This is a genomic window from Streptomyces sp. NBC_00258, assembly GCF_036182465.1.
GTDB lineage: Bacteria > Actinomycetota > Actinomycetes > Streptomycetales > Streptomycetaceae > Streptomyces.
This window is the reverse complement of the sequence record NZ_CP108081.1, coordinates 10,183,847-10,200,418: the sequence shown is the minus strand read 5'-3', so window position 1 is coordinate 10,200,418 and position 16,572 is coordinate 10,183,847. Positions and strand designations below refer to the sequence as shown.

The window sequence follows — 16,572 nt, the reverse complement described above, 5'->3', positions numbered from 1 at the left end:
GGCGTTAGGCATCACCGGAGGCACGTTCAAACGATTGATGCAAGAGAAAGATGGCTAACACCCCGATGATCCACATCGCGACAAATCCAAAAATTAAGATCCACTCAGGATGTATCGTCCACCACTTGTACGCTGCGGATAGCGTTGCAGCGGCAAGCGCCAATAAAGCTACTCCCTCGAAAGCCAAACGTGTTGGTTGGAACACCGTCCAGCCCGTGACGCGGAATCGGCGGCGATCCCTGACATCAGAGAAACTTTCCTTCTTCCAGCGGTCCCATTTAAGCCCATCTAGCAAACGCGCGGAAAGCGATTCGCGAATGTATCGATGGATGAGTTTGATGTGAAAATCATGGAGGATATACCGGCTGCCGAGCATGTAGGACGACATCGGAATCAACAGGAGCAGGACGAGATTGGATGCCCTGGAGATAGCCAGACCTGAGATCGCTCCCGCGGACGTGACCTGTAGTGCGAAAACGTTCCATTGAACATTTGCTCGCCGTTCCACCTCCGCACGTAGTGCGGAGTATTCGGCCAACGCGATCTGACTCTCGACCTCTAAACCTGCACGCGATGAGTATCGCCCCTCGGGCCCGAGATTGTCGGGAGATTGCATCATCGATCGATTCTGCGCCTAGGAGTGCGAAGATCGCTACTCTGTCGACCAGTCGATCTGGCGGCAACACGTACAGACGGAGGATCACTTACAGCCAAACCTCGACTGGCTGCCGCTCCGGACGTACCGATGCGCATGTTGCTTGCAGCCCTGTCGGAGGGCACCGCCGGAACTCCATCTTCCTTGCTTCGCATCCCCAACACCGCGCTGCTTGGCGCGGCCGGACATCACACCTGCAGTCGCCCCGCCCCTCAGCCGACGAACGACAACCGAACCCGGCGGTCAGTATTGTCCCGGTTGGTGTCCGCCAAACTCCGTTAAGGCAACCCCCGTTTGACTCGCATCCCTCGTGTCTGGTGGTCCTCCCCCAAGGCTCCAAGCGCCCTGACAGGTCGCCAGCTCGTAGGGAACCTCCAAAGCGAAAGAGAGTGAGTGAGTTGTCGGGACAGACGCCCTCCGACTGAGCATTGGATCTGCTGATTGGTCTTTGATCCCGGCTCAGGTTCCGCGCCAGTTCAAGGTGGATTCACCGGTGAGGCGGCGGGCCATCCGCTCCGCGGCTGCCTCCATGGCAGCCGGGGCCTTCAGCCAGCGCTCGCCAGCGTCCAGGTGCCGGCGGTCGATCGGCTGCACCAGTCGCGCCGCATTGAGGACGTCGGCGAGCCGGTGCTGGGCGGGGTCGGAGTACCGGACCACATTGGTCAGCACCGCCTCCGCCCCCGGCTGATCAGGTAGACCCCGTCGGCTGTTGTGACGCCTACCGACGGTTGGTCATCTCGACCCGTAGTTGGCAATTGCCCCATTTCGACCTCCTGCGACAGGCCCAAGCGTCTGCCGGAGGCACGCACGACCGGGCCGACCCGCGAGGCCGACTGCCATCGGCGGATGCCGGTGCCGATCCCTTCGGCAGGACTGGGGCGCCGCCCTCGGTTTCGAGCCGTCGAGCTGTAGTCCGCGTGGGCACCCGACCCGCGTCACACGACTGTCTCCGACGGACACTTCATGGCGGAGGAGGCTCCCGACGAAGTGGTCAAGGCCGTAGGGCCACTGCCAATGTCCTGGGCCTCGGCCGGCTTCACCAACATGCAGGCGACCGCCACGATCATCGCGCGCCTGACGGGCAGCGAGGTTCCGACCACCGGGCCGAAGTACTACGGCAACCACGTCAGCCTCGGGCGGCGGGACGCGATCTTCCAGATGGTGGACAGGGACGTCCGGTCGAAAGTCCTGGTATCTGGGCGGCAAGGCCGCCGCGCGTCTCAAGGCGAACGCGTTCAAGGAAGCCGGGTGGGGCATCGCCCACACGACCTTCGGCATGCCCAAGCGCAGGCGCCGCCTGGCCACCGCGCCCGACCGGGCCTGTACAAGGGACGCCGCACAAGTTGTTCCACTTGGACAGTGCAGCCATCGATCGGTTCGAGGCCAGCCGACCGGCTGGCCTCGCTCGCATACCGTCTGCTCGGCTCGGCGCAGGCGCGCTACGGACGAACGGCCAGCGTCTGGTTGCCCCAGCCGCCCCTGGAGGGCGACCCGACCGTCGGCAGAAAGCATTCACCAAGCGCTGCAGTACCGCGACGGTATCGGGCTGTTCAGGCATCAGACATCGTGAGCGTCAGGCCTGTGCGCTACCGCCCAGCAGTGCCTCCAGATCGGCGGCCGCGCCGGCGCCACCGTCTTCGAAGAGGACCTTGTTCAGGAGCGAGGGCAGCCTGTCGGCCGGTTCGTTCAGGAACGGCTCCAGTCGCCGGGCCAGCTGCGCGGGGTCCCTGCCCAGACCGTGCCGGGCCAGGACACCGACCGTGCGGCCCCAGAGGTCGGGGTCGTCCATCAGATCCCTCACGGTGACCACCTCCGCCGACGCGGCCAGGCACGGGTCGTCGGTCGTCCAGGTGTGCCTGCCGTGGGCCACGACCAGTGGTGGACGCCCCTCCACGGGCAGGTGAACCGTGGCGCGTGTCCCCACGGGCACGGTCACTTCCAGGTGGAAACGCCCGTCGTCGCGCCGCCAGCTCACCGACGCCTCGCCATAGGGAGTCAGATGCCGGGCGGAGGCATGGGTGAGCGCCCGGTCCGGCAGCGGACGGACGGTGATCTCCCGGTAGCCGGGGGCCGCGGGAGCCAGTCCCGCCACCGTACGGTGCATCCAGTCGGCGACCGCGCCGAGCGCGTAGTGGTTGAAGGACGTCATCTGGCCGGGGTTGACCGTGCCGTCGGGCAGCATGCTGTCCCAGCGTTCCCAGACGGTGGTGGCACCCATCGTCACGGGATACAGCCAGGAGGGGCAGCCCTTCTCCAGCAGCAGCCGGTGAGCGAGGTCGGGCCGGCCCGCGGAGGTGAGGGCGTCGGTCATCAGCGGGGTGCCGACGAATCCGGTGGCGATCCGGAAGCCTCCCGTACGGACGACGTCGGCGAGCCTGCGTCCGGCGGCCTCGCGCTGCCGCGGGGTGGGCAGCAGGTTCCATTGGAGGGCCATGGCGTAGGCGGTCGGCGAATCGCCCAGAACCCGGCCTGCCTGGGTGACGAACGCGCGGACGAACGCGTCCCGGGTCCGGTCGGCGAGTGCACGGTAGTCCTCGGCCTCCTCGGAGCGGCCCAATGCATCGGCGGTACGGGCGACGACGTCAGCGCACCGGGCCAGACACGCGGTGGCGACGACGTCCGCGGGAGTGCGGGCGGCGAAGGGGTCGTCCGGCGGCGCGGCCGGGTCGAGCCAGTCACCGAACTGGAAGCCTCCCGCCCACACGCCGTCCGTGGTGAGCGAGGCGGCCTTGTCGACCCATGCCCGCGCACTGGCGAACTGCCGCCGCAGGACACCGAGGTCGCCGTACCGCTCGTACAGCACCCAGGGCACCACCGGGGCCGCATCGCCCCAGGTCGCAGCGGTGGGCGTCTCGGTGTCCAGGACATCCGGGACGACCCACGGCACCGCGCCGTCGGAATGCTGGTCGGCCGCGAGGTCGGCGAGCCACGAAGCGAGGAAGCCCGCAGTGTCGAACAGGAAGGAGGCGGTTGGCGAGAAGACCTGGATGTCGCCGGTCCAGCCGAGCCGTTCGTCGCGCTGCGGGCAGTCCGTGGGGACGTCCAGGAAGTTGCCCAGCGTGCCGCGCACGACGTTCTCGTGGAACTGCTCGAGATCCGGGTCGGAGCAGGAGAACCAGCCGGTGCGGCGCAGGTCGCTGCCGACGACGACGGCGTGCAGGTCCTCCGCGGTCAGGTCGGACAGGCCGGTGATCTCGGCGTAACGGAACCCGTGGAAGGTGAGGGAGGGTTCCAGGACGGTCTCGGTGGCGTCCGCCAGCAGGTAGGTGTCGGTGGCGTCGGCCGTGCGCAGCGGCCGTGTGCACAGCTCCTCGTCCTCCAGGACCTCCGCGTGCCGGACCATCACCTCTCGACCCGCCGCGGTGTCTCGCGCTCTCAGCCGTACCCAGCCGACGACGTTCTGCCCGAAGTCGACGAGCGTACGGCCGGACGGCGACTGCCAGACCTTCAGGGCGGGCAGCACTTCGATGACGCGCACGGGCGGGCCGTCCGGGGCGACGAGTCGTGCCAGGTCCGCCTCCTCGTCGGACAGTATCTCCACCGCGCCGGCCGCTTCGCCGGGCGTGAACCGCAGATCGGTGCGCTGGCCCTGGTAGAGGTCGTCCGCGACGATCCCGGTGTCCCGGGCCCGCCACCCTTCGTGGGTGCCGAAGACCTCCACCGACCCGTCGGCGTAGCTGACTTCGAGCTGTGCGAGCAGGGCCAGCCGGTCGCCGTACAGAGCGCGGGCGCCCCACCAGCCGAGGTGGCCGCGGTACCAGCCGTTGCCGAGCTGGACCGAGAGGGTGTTCTCGCCCTCGCGCAGCAGCGCGGTGACGTCGTGGGTCTGGTAGCGCAGCCGGTGGCGGTAGCTGGTCCAGCCGGGGGCGAGGACTTCGTCGCCGATCCGGGCGCCGTTCAGGGAGGCGGTGTAGACACCGTGGGCGGTCGCGTAGAGGCGGGCACGGACCACGCCGGGGCGCAGCGCGACCGTCCGGAGGAGCTCCGGGGCGGGCGAGTCCAGGGCGCCATGGTCGCGGGGGGTGATGAACCGCGCGATCCAGTCGTCCGGGTGAAGGAGCCCGGTCTCCACGGTGGCCGGCACGCTCCAGTCACTCCACCGCTCTCCGTTCGCCACCCGTATCCGGACGGTCGCCCGGGCCCGGGAGGGCAGCGGCTCGAACGGCCAGGGCACCAGGACCTGTTCGGCCGCCTCGACCCGAACGGCGATGGCTCCGTCCAGCTCCACCTCGTATGCCGTCTGCTGCCACGCCGGGTCCTCCGTGCGCACCTGCCACGAGAGGCGGGGTGCCGAGGTTCCGACACCGAGCGCCTCGTCCCGGTGCTCAAAGCGAATCGCGACGACGGTGGTGTCGGATTCCGGGCGCTCCAGGCTCATACCGGCTCCTCAAAGTTCCGTGCAACGTTCTACGTTCTGAAACGACTCAACAGTGAGTCGTCGACGTCGGCACGTCAAGAGGCGCGATAGCGGAAGAAGGAGCGGGTGCGCTTCCGCCCGGCCGGGGCGCGGTCTCTCCGGGGTGCGCGCCGATCAGGCGCGCGGCGGCGCGGTGCTGCCACGCACCACGAGATGTGGCGTCGAGGCCATGACCACGGCACGATCACGGCGGCTCTCGATCCGCTCCACCAGCAGCCGCGCCGCGGTCTCACCCATCAGGGCACCCGCCTGGTCGACACTGGTCAGGCTCACCGGGACAAGGGCGGCCACGGAGGTGTTGTTGTATCCGGCGAGCGACAGGTCCTCGGGGATACGCAGGCCGAGTTCGGCGGCGGCACGGAAGACTCCGGTCGCGGCGACGTCCGCGCCGGCGAAGATCGCGCTGGGCGGCCGCTGGGACGTGAGCAGTTCCATGGCACCGCGGTAGCCGCCCTCGTCCGAGTACCCGGAGTTCATCACCCGGGCCAGATCGGCCAGTCCGTGCCGGGCCATCGCCTCGCGGTAGGCGGCGCGGACGTGGTGTTCGGGCCGCTGCTGCCACTGGCTGCCACGGACCGTCGGGTGCGAGATATGGGCGATGTCCCGGTGCCCGAGGCCGACCAGGTGGTCCACGGCCAGATCGACGCCGACCCCGTCCTGGTTGACCACGCAGTCGTACACCGGCGAGGGGTCGTGATGACCGAGCACCACCGTCGGCACGTCGGCCGCGATGCGCACCACCTCGGCCCGGGGAACGGCGGGTGCGACGAGGATCAGGCCGTCCATCTGCCGATCGACCATGGCGTGGATCAGCTTCGTCTGGTCCTCCTTTTCCGAGTCACCGCCGGAGCCGATGAACAGCGCGTACTCGGTGTTCCGCAGCCTGGCGTTCACCCCGTCCAGGAGGTCGGCGTAGAAGGCGTTGCGGATACCCGCGAGCAGGACGCCGATCGTGTAGGTGCGGCCCCTCATGCCGCGGGCGGCCGCGTGCGGGCGATAGCCCAGCTCGGCCATGGCGCTCTGCACCCGCTCGCGCATCGCGGGGCTCACCCCGTACGCGTTGCGCAGCACCTTCGACACGGCGGAAGTGGACACGCCCGCGCTGTGCGCGACGTCGGTGATCGTGACTCTCTTCGAGCCGCCTGCCGATCGCATTGGGGGTCCGCACCTCCGTTGTCATGCGCCGCTTGCCCCGGCGCGTTTCCGGAACGTTACTCGCAGATGGCTTGACGGCTCCGGCCCGTTCGCTTCAATCTTTGGGACATCCCTTTGTAGAACGTTACACGAAGACGTGCACGGCTGACCCATCGGCTGGGCCGCATCACAGCGGGCCGCCAGGCCCTCACCGATCGGCCGTTCCGAAACGGATCGGACCCGACCACCCCGCCACCCCGCCCCGCTCCACCAGACACCCCTCACGTCGGCCGAAGTCGGCAGCGAAGCACCGATTGAAACGATTCACACCCTGCTCGTACGAAGGAACTTCCCATGAGCTCAAGCACTCTCGCCAAGAGAAAGGCTGCCATCGCCGCGGCCGCCGTTCTGCCGCTCGTGCTCAGCGCCTGCAGCGCGGGCTCTCTCGGCTCGTCCAGCGGGGACGGAGGTTCGACGACGATCAAGCTTCTCGTCGACAACGCGCCCGACAACCTCGAGCCCGCAAAGCAGTTGGTCAAGGACTTCGAGGCCAAGAACCCGAAGATCAACATCAGCGTCGAGACGCGTCCCGCCGGAACTGAGGGCGACAACCTCATCAAGACGCGGCTGCAGACCGGCAGCATGAACGATGTCTTCGTCTACAACTCGGGTTCGCTGTTCCAGCAGATCGACCCGGCGAAGAACCTCGCGCCGCTCACCGGGGACTCGTACGTCGAGAACCTCGACAAGTCGTTCGTGCCCCAGGTCACGGCCGGCAACGAGACCTACGGGGTCCCGTTCGGTTCGGCTCTGGGCGGTGGCGTCCTCTACAACAAGAAGGTCTACGCGAAGCTCGGCCTCACGGTGCCGAAGACGTGGGCGGACTTCGTCGACAACAGCAAGAAGATCAAGGCCGCCGGCATCGCCCCGGTCATCCAGACCTACCAGGACACCTGGACCTCTCAGCTGCTCGTCCTGGGCGACTTCCACAACGTGGCCGCGGCAGAACCGGACTTCGCGGAGAACTTCACCAGGAACAAGGCCAAGTTCGCCACCGACGCCAACGCGGTGAAGGGCTTCACGCACCTGGAACAGATCCACGACCTGAAACTGCAGAACTCCGACTTCGCGTCCTCGACCCTCGTCGAGGGCCTGAAGATGCTGGCCACCGGGAAAGGCGCCCAGTACCCGATGCTCTCCACCGTCATCGGGGCGATCAGGACGAGCAACCCGGACCAACTGAACGACATCGGTTTCTTCGCCCTGCCCGGAGACGACGCCTCCGCCAACGGACTCACCGCGTGGTTCCCGAACGCCCTGTACGTCCCCAAGAGCACCACCGGGGACAAACTGGCCGCGGTCAAGAAGTTCCTCGCGTTCGCCGCGAGCCCGGCGGGCTGCGTCTCCCAGGGGAAGGCGTCGACTCCGACCGGCCCGTACCTGGTCAAGGGCTGCGCCCTGCCGGACGACGTCCCGACGATCACCAAGGACGTCGCGGCGTACTTCACGGACAACGCCCAGAGCCCGGCCCTGGAGTTCCTGTCTCCGGTGAAGGGCCCGAGCCTCGAGCAGATCTCCGTCCAGGTCGGCTCGGGCATCACCGGCGCGAGGACCGGAGCACAGCAGTACGACAAGGACGTCAAGAAGCAGGCGCAGCAGCTCGGGCTGTCGGGCTGGTAGGACACCGAACGCAGCGCTTCCCGACCCCGGGAGGGGTCTCGGGAGAATTCCGAGAGAGGTCGATCGATGACCACCGTTGCACCACCCACGCCACCGGCGGCCAAGTCGCCGCCCCCGGTGGTCAGGCCGCGCAGGTCCCCCAAGATGCGCAGCGCCTATCCCACGTGGTTCTACCTGCCCGCCGCGGTGATCTACGGGACGCTGTTCCTCGTCCCGACCTTCGCGTCGTTCTATTTCAGCCTGACCCGGTGGACGATCTTCAAGTCGACCTTCATCGGTCCGGAGAACTACACCGAGTTCTTCCAGGAGCCCGCCCTCGTCAAGGGCTTCGTCAACACGTTCCTCTACGCGGTCGTCACCTCGGGGCTCAAGGTCGTCCTCGGGCTCCTCCTCGGGATCCTGCTGACCAGTCAGGTCCGTGCTCGCGGCTATCTGCGTTCTGTCGTGTTCTTCCCGGTGCTGGTCAGCACAGTGGGCATCGGGATCACGTTCACCGCCTTCATGGACCCATCCGACGGCGTGATCAACAAGGCCCTCTCGACAGTCGGCGTCGCCGGTCCGGGCTGGCTCACGGATCCGTCGCTCGCACTGTTCTCGGTGGCCCTCGTCGACGTCTGGAAGGGCGTCGGTCTGGCGACCGTCATCTACATCGCCGGCATCGTGTCCATCCCGCAGGAGTACTACGAGGCGGCGAGGATCGACGGTGCCGGTCCGTTCCAGCTCTTCCGCAACGTCATCCTGCCGCTGAGCTGGCCGGCGACGTCGACGGTCATCGTCCTGTCGCTCATCGGGGGTCTGCGGTCCTTCGACCTCATCTGGGCGATGACGCGCGGTGGACCGGGCTTCAGCTCCGACGTGGTCGCCTCCGTCATCTACAAGCAGTACCAGGCGGGCTTCTACGGCCTGTCGACCGCCGGAAACGTGATCCTGTTCCTGGTCGTGACGGCGGTCGTCGTCCCGTTGGCCCGGTTCCTCGCCCGCAAGGAGGTCGAGCGATGAAGAACTCCAGTCGTACCTGGCTCGGCGTCCTGTCGGTCGCCGTCAGCATCGTCGTCTTCGTGGTCCCGTTCACCTTCATCGTGCTCACGGCGGTGAAGGATCCGCAGCAGGCCTCGCAGCTCGACTTCTCCTGGCCGCGCCACTTCCGACTCGTGGACAATTTCGTCCAGGTGCTCGAGGCACGCGACTACATCCTCGTCATCGCGTTCATCAACAGCGCCGTCCTGACCGTCGCCAGCGTGACGGTCATGGTCGTCCTCGGTGCGATGGTCGCCTTCGTGCTGCAGCGGCGGGGCACCCGCTGGACGGGGCTGATCAACTTCTTGGTCCTGTCCGGGCTGATCATCCCGCCGGCGGTCGTGCCGACGATCTGGGTACTGCAGAAGGCCGGCCTGTTCGGCACGCTCTCCGGGCTGATCCTCGTGGAGATCGCCTTCGGACTCTCCTTCTCCGTCCTGCTGTTCCGCGCGTTCATCGCCACCATCCCGCGCGAACTCGACGAGGCCGCGATCATCGATGGTGCGTCACCGTTGCGGCTCTTCTTCCGAGTGATCTTCCCGATGCTCCGCTCGGTGATCGTGACGGTGATCGTCGTGCAGTCGGTGGCGGTCTTCAACGACTTCACGAATCCGCTCTACTTCCTCCCGGGCGAGCAGAACGCCACCGTCCAGCTGACGCTTTTCAACTTCCAGAGCCAGTACAACACCAGCTACAACCTGCTCTTCATGGACATCCTCCTCATCACCGTGCCGCCGCTGATCATGTACCTCTTCTTCAACCGGCAGATCGTCGCAGGCATGACCGCGGGAGCGGTCAAGGGGTGAGTCGGGGCCGTGGCCCCGAGACAAGGTGGCCCGAAGCCGAACGACGTCCAGGACATCCGCCGACCGCGCTCATCGCCGGAGCAGGGTGCGTCGAGGAGACAGCCGACGCCCCGTCCGAAAACGGCTGCCTTCCCGCTGAACCCACCGCTGAGCCCGCATGCGGACAACCCGCATGCGGACAAGGGGCCGCGCCCGGTGGCGCACCATCGCACGCCCACAGCCGAAGAGAGGCCGCCCAGGCCGCCGACACCCGCATCTCACCGACACAACCGACACAAAGGAGTTTCGCGTGACCAGCCCTCGCATCCAAGCCCCACTCGACGCGACGCAAAGACGGCAGGGTCGCAGTCGCCCCGCCCTCGGCGCGCTCCTGGTCGCGTTCCTGACCGTTCTCGGCATGGTCACCGCCGGCCCGGCGCAGGCACTCAGTGGCGACATCCGTATGCACGACCCGTCTGTCATCAAAGTGGGCAGCTGTTACTACGGGTTCTCCACCGGCTTCGAGAACGACCCACTCAATCCGAGCGGTTCCATCACCGAACGCAAGACGTGCGACAGCACCGCGGCGACGGGCTGGACCAAGCTCGGCAACGTCTGGGAGTCCACCCCGTCCTGGATCACCGACAAGCTCGGCTCGACCCCGCCGAACATCTGGGCCCCCGACATCAAGTACTTCAACGGCAAGTACCACCTGTACTACGCCGGTTCGCGCTGGGGCACCGCCTACGCCGTCATGGGCCTCGCCACCGCCACGAACATCGAGGGTCCCTGGACCGACCAGGGCATGGTCACGGACGTCAACTACCCGATCGACCCGAACATCGACTGGGGACCCGACGGCCGGCTGTACATCTCCTGGGGCTCCTGGACCGGCTCCGGCACCTACATGCACGTCGTGAACCAGTCCACGGGCAAGCTGTCCACCACCGACAACAACCTCTGGCACATCGCCATCGACATCGAGAACCCGACGATCGTCCTCAACGGCGGCTACTACTACCTCTTCGGGTCGAAGGGAACCTGCTGCAGCGGGGTCAACAGCACCTACTACACGGTGGTCGGGCGCTCCACCGGCATCACCGGCCCCTACCTCGACCAGAACGGCGTGGACATGGCCTCCGGCGGGGGGACCACCGTGCTTGCCGGCGCCTACCCGAAGGTGGCTGCCGGCGGAGCGGACGCCTACGACGACGGCACGTCCAAGTTCCTGGCCTACCACTACTACGACGGGAACAACTCCGGGCGTGAGAGCCTCGACATCCGCCAGATCGGCTTCTCCAACGGATGGCCCGTCATCGCCGCCCCTCTGGGTTCCGCGAACAACCACCTCCTGAACCGCAACAGCTCCAAGTGCGCGGACGTCTGGAACGCGAGCACCACCAACGGCGCAAGCGTGAACTCCGGCAACTGCAACTCCGGAACCAACCAGCAGTGGGAGACATCCCCCGTCGGGTCCAACTACCGGCTGGTCAACGTCAACAGCGGCAAGTGCCTGGAAATCCCCGGTGGCTCCACATCCGACGGCGCGACGGCGGATCAGTGGACCTGTGACGGTGGCACGCATCAGCTCTGGCGGAAGACGGCAGTGATCGGCGGCTATGTCACCTTCACCAACGTCAACAGCGGGCTGTGCCTTCAGGTCGCCGGAGGGTCCACCGCCAACGGAGCGTCCCTGAACCAGTCGGGCTGCAACGCCGGCACGAACCAGCAGTGGCTCGTCGTCTGACATTCCGGGGAGTGGCCGAGCACGGGCACGCCGCTGCCACCACTCATCGACCGCTGGATCACCAGGCAAACAATCGATTATTTACCAGATCGTCTATGGTGAGGGCATGACTGAGACGGCCCACGCCTCGGCCTCGCCGGGCAAGCAGATGCTCTCCGAGCGGGTCTACGCGCAGCTGCGGGATGCGATCATGCGCGGGGACTACGCCCCTGGTGATGCCCTCAAACCGCAGGACCTCGCCAGGGAGCAGGGAGTGAGCCTGGCCGTCGTGCGGGAGGCGCTCGTGCGGGTGGTCGGCGAGGGTCTCGCCGACCGGCTGCCCAACCGCGGCTTTGCCGTCCCGGCCTTCTCCGACCGGCGCTGGCAGGAGCTCACGGAGGCCCGCCGGACCATCGAACCGGTCGTGCTGCGCATGTCCGTCGAGCGCGGCGACGTCGACTGGGAATCCCGCGTACGAGCCGCCCACCACCGTCTGACCCGCACCCCCGCGTACGTTCCCGAGGAGGGCGAGTACTACAGCGCCGCATGGGCGGAAGCTCACCGGGTCTTCCACCGCACCCTGCTGGAAGGCTGCGGCAACCCCGTCCTGCTGGAGACCTTCGACCGGATGTGGACCGCGGGCGAGCTGGCACGCCGCTGGTCGGCGCAGCGCAACCCCGACCGCGACGGCGCCGGTGAACACCGTCGGCTGGAGGAGGCGGCGCTGGCCCGCGACGCCGACACCGCGGCCGAGGTCCTGACCCGACACCTCACCCGGCCCGCGACAGGCCAGGCCGGCCGCACCCACCACGAACACGCGCAGAGAGACTGACACGCCTCGCCCACCCAGCCGGACGACCGCACCTGATCACCCACACTCAAGCTGTGGGCGTCGCCCACCCAGGTGGTGACCGGTTCGGCCCTGGCCTGCAGAGGATCTCTGGCCGGTGGGCACCGCGTGAAGGTCGAAGGCGCGCCCTCGGCACTGCCGCCGAAGCGCTCCAGGACGGTTTCGCGGTTCTGGAGGGTCTGCAACACAGCGCTCGTGCGGCGCGCGTTGTGGGTGGTACGGCTCAGCGGCCTGCGGGAGCGGGGTCCGCGTGAGCGGTGCGCAGGGCGGAGAGGAAGGTGTCGACCGGCTGGGCACCGGAGAGACCGTAGGCCCGGTTGATGACGAAGAACGGCACGCCGGAGGCGCCGATGCGCCGCGCCTCGCGGATGTCCTCCTGCACCGCGTCCGCGTACGCGTCGCCGTTCAGCATCCGCCGGATCTCGTCCTCGGGAACACCCACCTCGGCGCCGAGCCGCACCAGTGTGTCGGGGTCGTCGACGATCTCGCCCTCGCCCAGGTGGGCGCGCAGCAGCCGGTCGTGCATCTGGTCGCCCAGCCCGTGGGCGGCGGCCAGGTGGCTCAGGCGGTGGGCGTCGAGCGTGTTGACCGAGACGGCCCGCTCCAGGTCGTATTTCAGGCCCTCGGCGGCGGCGAGTTCGGTGACCTGCCCGGTCATCGCGCGCACCTGGGCGAGAGGGACTCCCACCTTCTTCGCCAGCGCCTCGAAGACCGGTTGGCGGTGGCCCTCGGCGTGGGAGGGGTCGAGCTGGAAGCTGTGCCAGTGCACCTCGACCTCATCGGCGTGCTCGAACCGGCTCAGCGCCGTCTCCAGGCGTCGCTTGCCGATGTAGCACCACGGGCACACGACGTCGGACCAGATGTCGATGCGCAGCGGGCTCACAGGACACACACCCCGTCCGTGCAGACGGGCGCGCTGTCCGAGCCGAGGTCGGCGAGGAGGGGGGCGGCGTCCGCCCCCGGACGGTCCTCGACCATCATGTCCGGTCCGGTCGGGGCAGGCTCCACGGTCGGTGCCGTGCCGGCGTGGAGAGAGAAGTCAGACATGATCATTCCAATCGTTGCATCACGGTGCGTCACCGCCCACGGCCGGCACACGTGCGCGTCGTCTGCACCGCAGGCCGCCCCGGCGGGCTGCTCCGCGGCGGTGATTTCGACGTTGATCTCACGCCCCGGCCAGGGCCTTCCGCGCGCCTCGCGGGATGCGCCCGGTCCCGCGGACGGCCGGGCCGGGCGCCATGGACATCAGGCGGCGGCGTTCCGCGCGGCGGACTTGCCCTTGCTGACCGCGTCCTCGTGGGCCTTGGCCTTGGAAGCCTCGGCGAGCGGGATCAGCTCGGCCATGGCCGGGGTGGAGTGCGCCAGGGTGAGCTCGGGGACGATGAAGTCGACCTCCAGGCCGAGCATGTCTCCGAGGATCGCCTGCAGGTAGTTCTGCACGTACTCGTAGCCCTCGCGCGGGGTCCCGGGAGCGTAGGAGCCGCCGCGGCTGGCCACGACGTACGCGGGGATGCCCTTGGTCGGGGAGTTCTCGACGGCCGCGTTGCGGCCCACGAGGATCACCTGGTCGAGCCACGCCTTCAGCGTGGAGGGGACCGCGAAGTTGTACATCGGGGCGCCGATCAGAACGGCGTCCGCGTTCTCCAGTTCCTCGATCAGCTTGAGCCGCTCCGCGAAGGCCGCCGCCTGCTCCGGTGTGCGGTCGGCGGGGGCGGCGTAGCCGGCGGAGGTGGCGAGGGCGTCCAGGTGCGGCACCGGGTCGGCGTCGAGGTCCCGGTAGATCACGATGCCGTCGGGGTGCTGCTCCTCCCACGCCTTGCGGAAGTCGGCCGTGACCGAACGGGAGGAGGAAGCAGAGCCGGACCACAGGGACGAGTCCAGGTGCAGCAGCGTTGCCATGAGGGGTCTCCAAGGGACGAATGCGAAGCGAGCGACACCTAAAAGTGTGCCGCGATTCCGTACGTACCTATTGATAGCACAGGTACTTACTTTTCTTCACCCACAAGGTTGCCTGCAGTAGGCTGGCGGCATGAGGGAATCGGTCTCAGAGCCCTGCAAGACGGTCGACGGCACCATCACGCGCGTCTTCGGGCTGCTCGGCAAGCGCTGGACCGGCCCGATCGTGTCCGTGCTGATGGAGCGCCCCGTGGGGTTCGCCGACCTGCGCCGCGCCATCCCCGGCATCAGCGAGCGCATGCTCTCGGACCGCCTGACCGAGCTGGGCGCGGCGGCACTCGTCGTGCGCGAGGTGGACGAGGGGCCTCCACTGCGGGTCTCGTACCGGCTCACGGAGGCCGGTGCGGCACTCGAACCCGCGTTGAAGGAACTCGCCGCCTGGGCGGAGAAGCATCTCCCGGCAGCAGACCGCGAGCTGGAGCCGTGCACCGCTTCGGCCGCTGCCGCACGCGCGAAGTAGAGAGGCAGCCTCCCCGCGAAGGAAGCTCTCACCGCCGTCGCCACGGAGCTCGGGCCGATCCACTGCGCCTCCTGAACCGCGAGGAAGCGGTGCTGCGGTTGCCGGCGTCGCTTCGCGTATTCCACGGCCGCGGGGGAACTCGGCGGCCATGAACACCGAGGCAGGAATCAGGGGATCGTACTGGCTGGAGACGGCACCGCCCGGCGAGCCCGCTCCCCCGCCGGCCCATGACCTCGCCGTCGATGTCGCGGTGGTCGGCGGCGGCATCGCGGGACTCAGTGCGGCCTGGGAGCTGGCCGGGCAGGGACGCGAGGTGGCCGTACTGGAGGCCGGACGACTCGCTGCCGGGGTCACCGGTCACACGACGGCCAAGCTGACCGCCCTGCACACGCTGGTCTACGACCGTCTCCGCCGCACCCGTGGCCCCGAGGGCGCACGGCTGTACGCGCGCTCGCAGTCCGCCGCGATCAGCCACGCCGCTGAGATCGTCGAGGAGCTGGACATCGACTGCGAGTGGGAGGAGGCCTCGGCCTTCACCTATGCCGAGGACCCCCGGGGCGTGGCGGAGCTGCGGGCGGAGGCGGAGGCGGCATGTGAGGCGGGGCTGCCGGCCGACTTCGTCACGGAGACCGATCTGCCCTTCCCGGTGGCCGGCGCGGTGCGGGTGACGGGGCAGGCTCAGTTCCATCCCCGGAAGTACCTGCTGGCGCTCGCGGACGACCTGCGCCGGCGCGGCGGTGCCGTGTACGAGGACACACGGGTCGTGGGCCTCAGCGAGGGCGAACCCTGCGTGCTGTCGACCGAGGCCGGGGTGTCGATCCGCGCCGCCGAGGTCGTGATCGCCACGCACTACCCGGTGTTCGACCGGGCCCTGCTCTTCACCAGGCTGTCCCCGAGGCGGGAACTGGTGGTGGCCGGTACCGTCGACGCGGCTCTGGCCCCTCACGGCATGTACATCACGCCCGAGCAGGCCACGCGGTCGGTCCGCAGCGCACCGTACGGCGACGGCAAGCGCCTGCTGATCGTCACCGGGGAGCACTTCACGCCCGGTGCCCCCGGTGCCGCCGACGTCGAGGAGCGCTTCGCCCGGCTGTCCGCCTGGGCCCAGGACCACTTCCCGGGTCTCACGCTCACGCACCGCTGGGCCACGCAGGACAATGACTCCACCGACTCCGTGCCTCTCGTCGGACCGCTCCACACCGGCAGCCGTCACACCTACGTGGCGACCGGGTTCGGCGGCTGGGGGCTGAGCGGCGGCATCATGGCGGGCGGCCTGATCGGGGACCTCGTCCGCGGACGCGAGTGCGAGTGGAGCGGCCTCTACGATCCGCGCCGCCTGTCCTCCGTGATCCGCGAGGGCGGATCCTTCCTGAAGCAACAGGCGCACGCGGCCCAGCACTTCGTCGGTGACCGGTTGCCAAAGCTGTCGGGCCCGGCACCGGAGGACATCCCTCGCGGCGATGGAGCCGTGGTACGGACGGGCGGCCGGCAGTGCGCCGTCCACCGCGACGAGACCGGCCAGGTCCACGCGGTCTCGGCCCGGTGCACCCACCTGGGTTGCATCGTGGCCTTCAACCGTGCGGAGCAGGCATGGGAATGCCCGTGTCACGGCTCCCGCTTCGCCCCGGACGGCCAGATCCTCCAGGGGCCTGCCGTAAGGCCGTTGGAGAAGCGCGACATCTGAACAGCAAGTCCTGAAGGTGGCCGGGACCGGTTGGTCGAAGGCCCGTCACCGCCGTGGCAAGGGCGTACGTATCCGCGTCCGCGCCGTCAGCAGCGGTCTCCCGGTTACGGCGCACGTTGGCACGGAGTGGAACGTCGCCCGGGGCGAAGACTGACCGGCGACCGGTCGTGGCGGTGCCGGCGTCCCTGGCCTGCATGATCACCACGCT

13 protein-coding genes and 2 pseudogenes are annotated in these 16,572 nt (G+C 68.3%); 8 read left to right on the top strand and 7 right to left on the bottom strand.

The features are described 5' to 3' along the window. Positions 1 to 4: 4 nt before the first annotated feature. Together OG718_RS45200 and OG718_RS45195 are read right to left on the bottom strand one after the other, a co-directional pair. Positions 5 to 619 (bottom strand): hypothetical protein, encoded by a 615-nt coding sequence (locus OG718_RS45200; protein WP_328846887.1) that lies wholly within the window; start codon positions 617 to 619, stop codon positions 5 to 7. A gap of 540 nt (positions 620 to 1,159) precedes the next feature. Further along, positions 1,160 to 1,351 (bottom strand): annotated as a pseudogene (locus tag OG718_RS45195) (hypothetical protein); the annotation flags it as partial. A 309-nt stretch (positions 1,352 to 1,660) separates the two neighbouring features. On the opposite strand from OG718_RS45195, the pseudogene OG718_RS45190 reads away from it, so the two are divergent. After that, a pseudogene (locus OG718_RS45190) lies at positions 1,661 to 1,994 on the top strand (oxidoreductase); the annotation flags it as partial. Positions 1,995 to 2,228: 234 nt separating this feature from the next. Here the strand turns inward: OG718_RS45190 and OG718_RS45185 are convergent. After that, on the bottom strand, positions 2,229 to 5,033 hold the full coding sequence (locus OG718_RS45185; RefSeq protein WP_328846886.1) for a family 78 glycoside hydrolase catalytic domain: 2,805 nt from the start codon (positions 5,031 to 5,033) through the stop codon (positions 2,229 to 2,231). A gap of 153 nt (positions 5,034 to 5,186) precedes the next feature. Beyond that, positions 5,187 to 6,227: a LacI family DNA-binding transcriptional regulator gene (locus tag OG718_RS45180; protein ID WP_143633131.1), complete on the bottom strand. Its 1,041-nt coding sequence runs from the start codon at positions 6,225 to 6,227 to the stop codon at positions 5,187 to 5,189. A gap of 333 nt (positions 6,228 to 6,560) precedes the next feature. Between OG718_RS45180 and OG718_RS45175 the strand changes: the two genes are divergently transcribed. The 5 genes from OG718_RS45175 to OG718_RS45155 all read left to right on the top strand — a co-directional run bounded on the left by OG718_RS45175 (position 6,561) and on the right by OG718_RS45155 (position 12,246). After that, positions 6,561 to 7,886, top strand: coding sequence for an ABC transporter substrate-binding protein (locus OG718_RS45175; protein ID WP_328846885.1), 1,326 nt, complete (start codon positions 6,561 to 6,563; stop codon positions 7,884 to 7,886). Between the two features lie 66 nt (positions 7,887 to 7,952). Next, positions 7,953 to 8,885 (top strand): carbohydrate ABC transporter permease, encoded by a 933-nt coding sequence (locus OG718_RS45170; protein WP_328846884.1) that lies wholly within the window; start codon positions 7,953 to 7,955, stop codon positions 8,883 to 8,885. After that, positions 8,882 to 9,709, top strand: coding sequence for a carbohydrate ABC transporter permease (locus tag OG718_RS45165; protein ID WP_328846883.1), 828 nt, complete (start codon positions 8,882 to 8,884; stop codon positions 9,707 to 9,709). Before OG718_RS45170 ends, OG718_RS45165 begins: the two co-directional genes overlap by 4 nt. A gap of 289 nt (positions 9,710 to 9,998) precedes the next feature. Continuing rightward, positions 9,999 to 11,435: an RICIN domain-containing protein gene (locus tag OG718_RS45160; RefSeq protein ID WP_328846882.1), complete on the top strand. Its 1,437-nt coding sequence runs from the start codon at positions 9,999 to 10,001 to the stop codon at positions 11,433 to 11,435. A gap of 106 nt (positions 11,436 to 11,541) precedes the next feature. Then, a complete protein-coding gene (locus OG718_RS45155; RefSeq protein ID WP_143633125.1) occupies positions 11,542 to 12,246 on the top strand; it encodes a GntR family transcriptional regulator in 705 nt (234 codons plus the stop codon). A gap of 241 nt (positions 12,247 to 12,487) precedes the next feature. Here OG718_RS45155 and OG718_RS45150 read toward each other — a convergent pair whose 3' ends face one another. The 3 genes from OG718_RS45150 to OG718_RS45140 form a co-directional block, all read right to left on the bottom strand. Beyond that, positions 12,488 to 13,147, bottom strand: coding sequence for a DsbA family oxidoreductase (locus OG718_RS45150; protein ID WP_223064897.1), 660 nt, complete (start codon positions 13,145 to 13,147; stop codon positions 12,488 to 12,490). Then, on the bottom strand, positions 13,144 to 13,311 hold the full coding sequence (locus OG718_RS45145) for a hypothetical protein (protein ID WP_328846881.1): 168 nt from the start codon (positions 13,309 to 13,311) through the stop codon (positions 13,144 to 13,146). The genes OG718_RS45150 and OG718_RS45145 overlap by 4 nt, the downstream gene beginning before the upstream one ends. Before the next feature lie 198 nt (positions 13,312 to 13,509). Then, on the bottom strand, positions 13,510 to 14,163 hold the full coding sequence (locus tag OG718_RS45140) for an FMN-dependent NADH-azoreductase (protein WP_143633123.1): 654 nt from the start codon (positions 14,161 to 14,163) through the stop codon (positions 13,510 to 13,512). A 130-nt stretch (positions 14,164 to 14,293) separates the two neighbouring features. Here OG718_RS45140 and OG718_RS45135 point away from each other — a divergent pair, with 130 nt between their 5' ends. Further along, a complete protein-coding gene (locus tag OG718_RS45135; RefSeq protein ID WP_143633122.1) occupies positions 14,294 to 14,680 on the top strand; it encodes a winged helix-turn-helix transcriptional regulator in 387 nt (128 codons plus the stop codon). A 148-nt stretch (positions 14,681 to 14,828) separates the two neighbouring features. Then, complete coding sequence (locus OG718_RS45130) at positions 14,829 to 16,364, top strand: FAD-dependent oxidoreductase (protein ID WP_328846880.1); 1,536 nt, start codon at positions 14,829 to 14,831, stop codon at positions 16,362 to 16,364. Positions 16,365 to 16,572 lie beyond the last annotated feature (208 nt).

Coding starts and splice junctions, on each gene's coding strand:
- OG718_RS45175 (WP_328846885.1), top strand. CDS start 6,561: ATGAGCTCAAGCACTCTCGCCAAGAGAAAGGCTGCCATCGCCGCGGCC.
- OG718_RS45165 (WP_328846883.1), top strand. CDS start 8,882: ATGAAGAACTCCAGTCGTACCTGGCTCGGCGTCCTGTCGGTCGCCGTC.
- OG718_RS45135 (WP_143633122.1), top strand. CDS start 14,294: ATGAGGGAATCGGTCTCAGAGCCCTGCAAGACGGTCGACGGCACCATC.
- OG718_RS45130 (WP_328846880.1), top strand. CDS start 14,829: ATGAACACCGAGGCAGGAATCAGGGGATCGTACTGGCTGGAGACGGCA.
- OG718_RS45155 (WP_143633125.1), top strand. CDS start 11,542: ATGACTGAGACGGCCCACGCCTCGGCCTCGCCGGGCAAGCAGATGCTC.
- OG718_RS45170 (WP_328846884.1), top strand. CDS start 7,953: ATGACCACCGTTGCACCACCCACGCCACCGGCGGCCAAGTCGCCGCCC.
- OG718_RS45140 (WP_143633123.1), bottom strand. CDS start 14,163: ATGGCAACGCTGCTGCACCTGGACTCGTCCCTGTGGTCCGGCTCTGCT.
- OG718_RS45185 (WP_328846886.1), bottom strand. CDS start 5,033: ATGAGCCTGGAGCGCCCGGAATCCGACACCACCGTCGTCGCGATTCGC.
- OG718_RS45145 (WP_328846881.1), bottom strand. CDS start 13,311: ATGTCTGACTTCTCTCTCCACGCCGGCACGGCACCGACCGTGGAGCCT.
- OG718_RS45200 (WP_328846887.1), bottom strand. CDS start 619: ATGATGCAATCTCCCGACAATCTCGGGCCCGAGGGGCGATACTCATCG.
- OG718_RS45180 (WP_143633131.1), bottom strand. CDS start 6,227: ATGCGATCGGCAGGCGGCTCGAAGAGAGTCACGATCACCGACGTCGCG.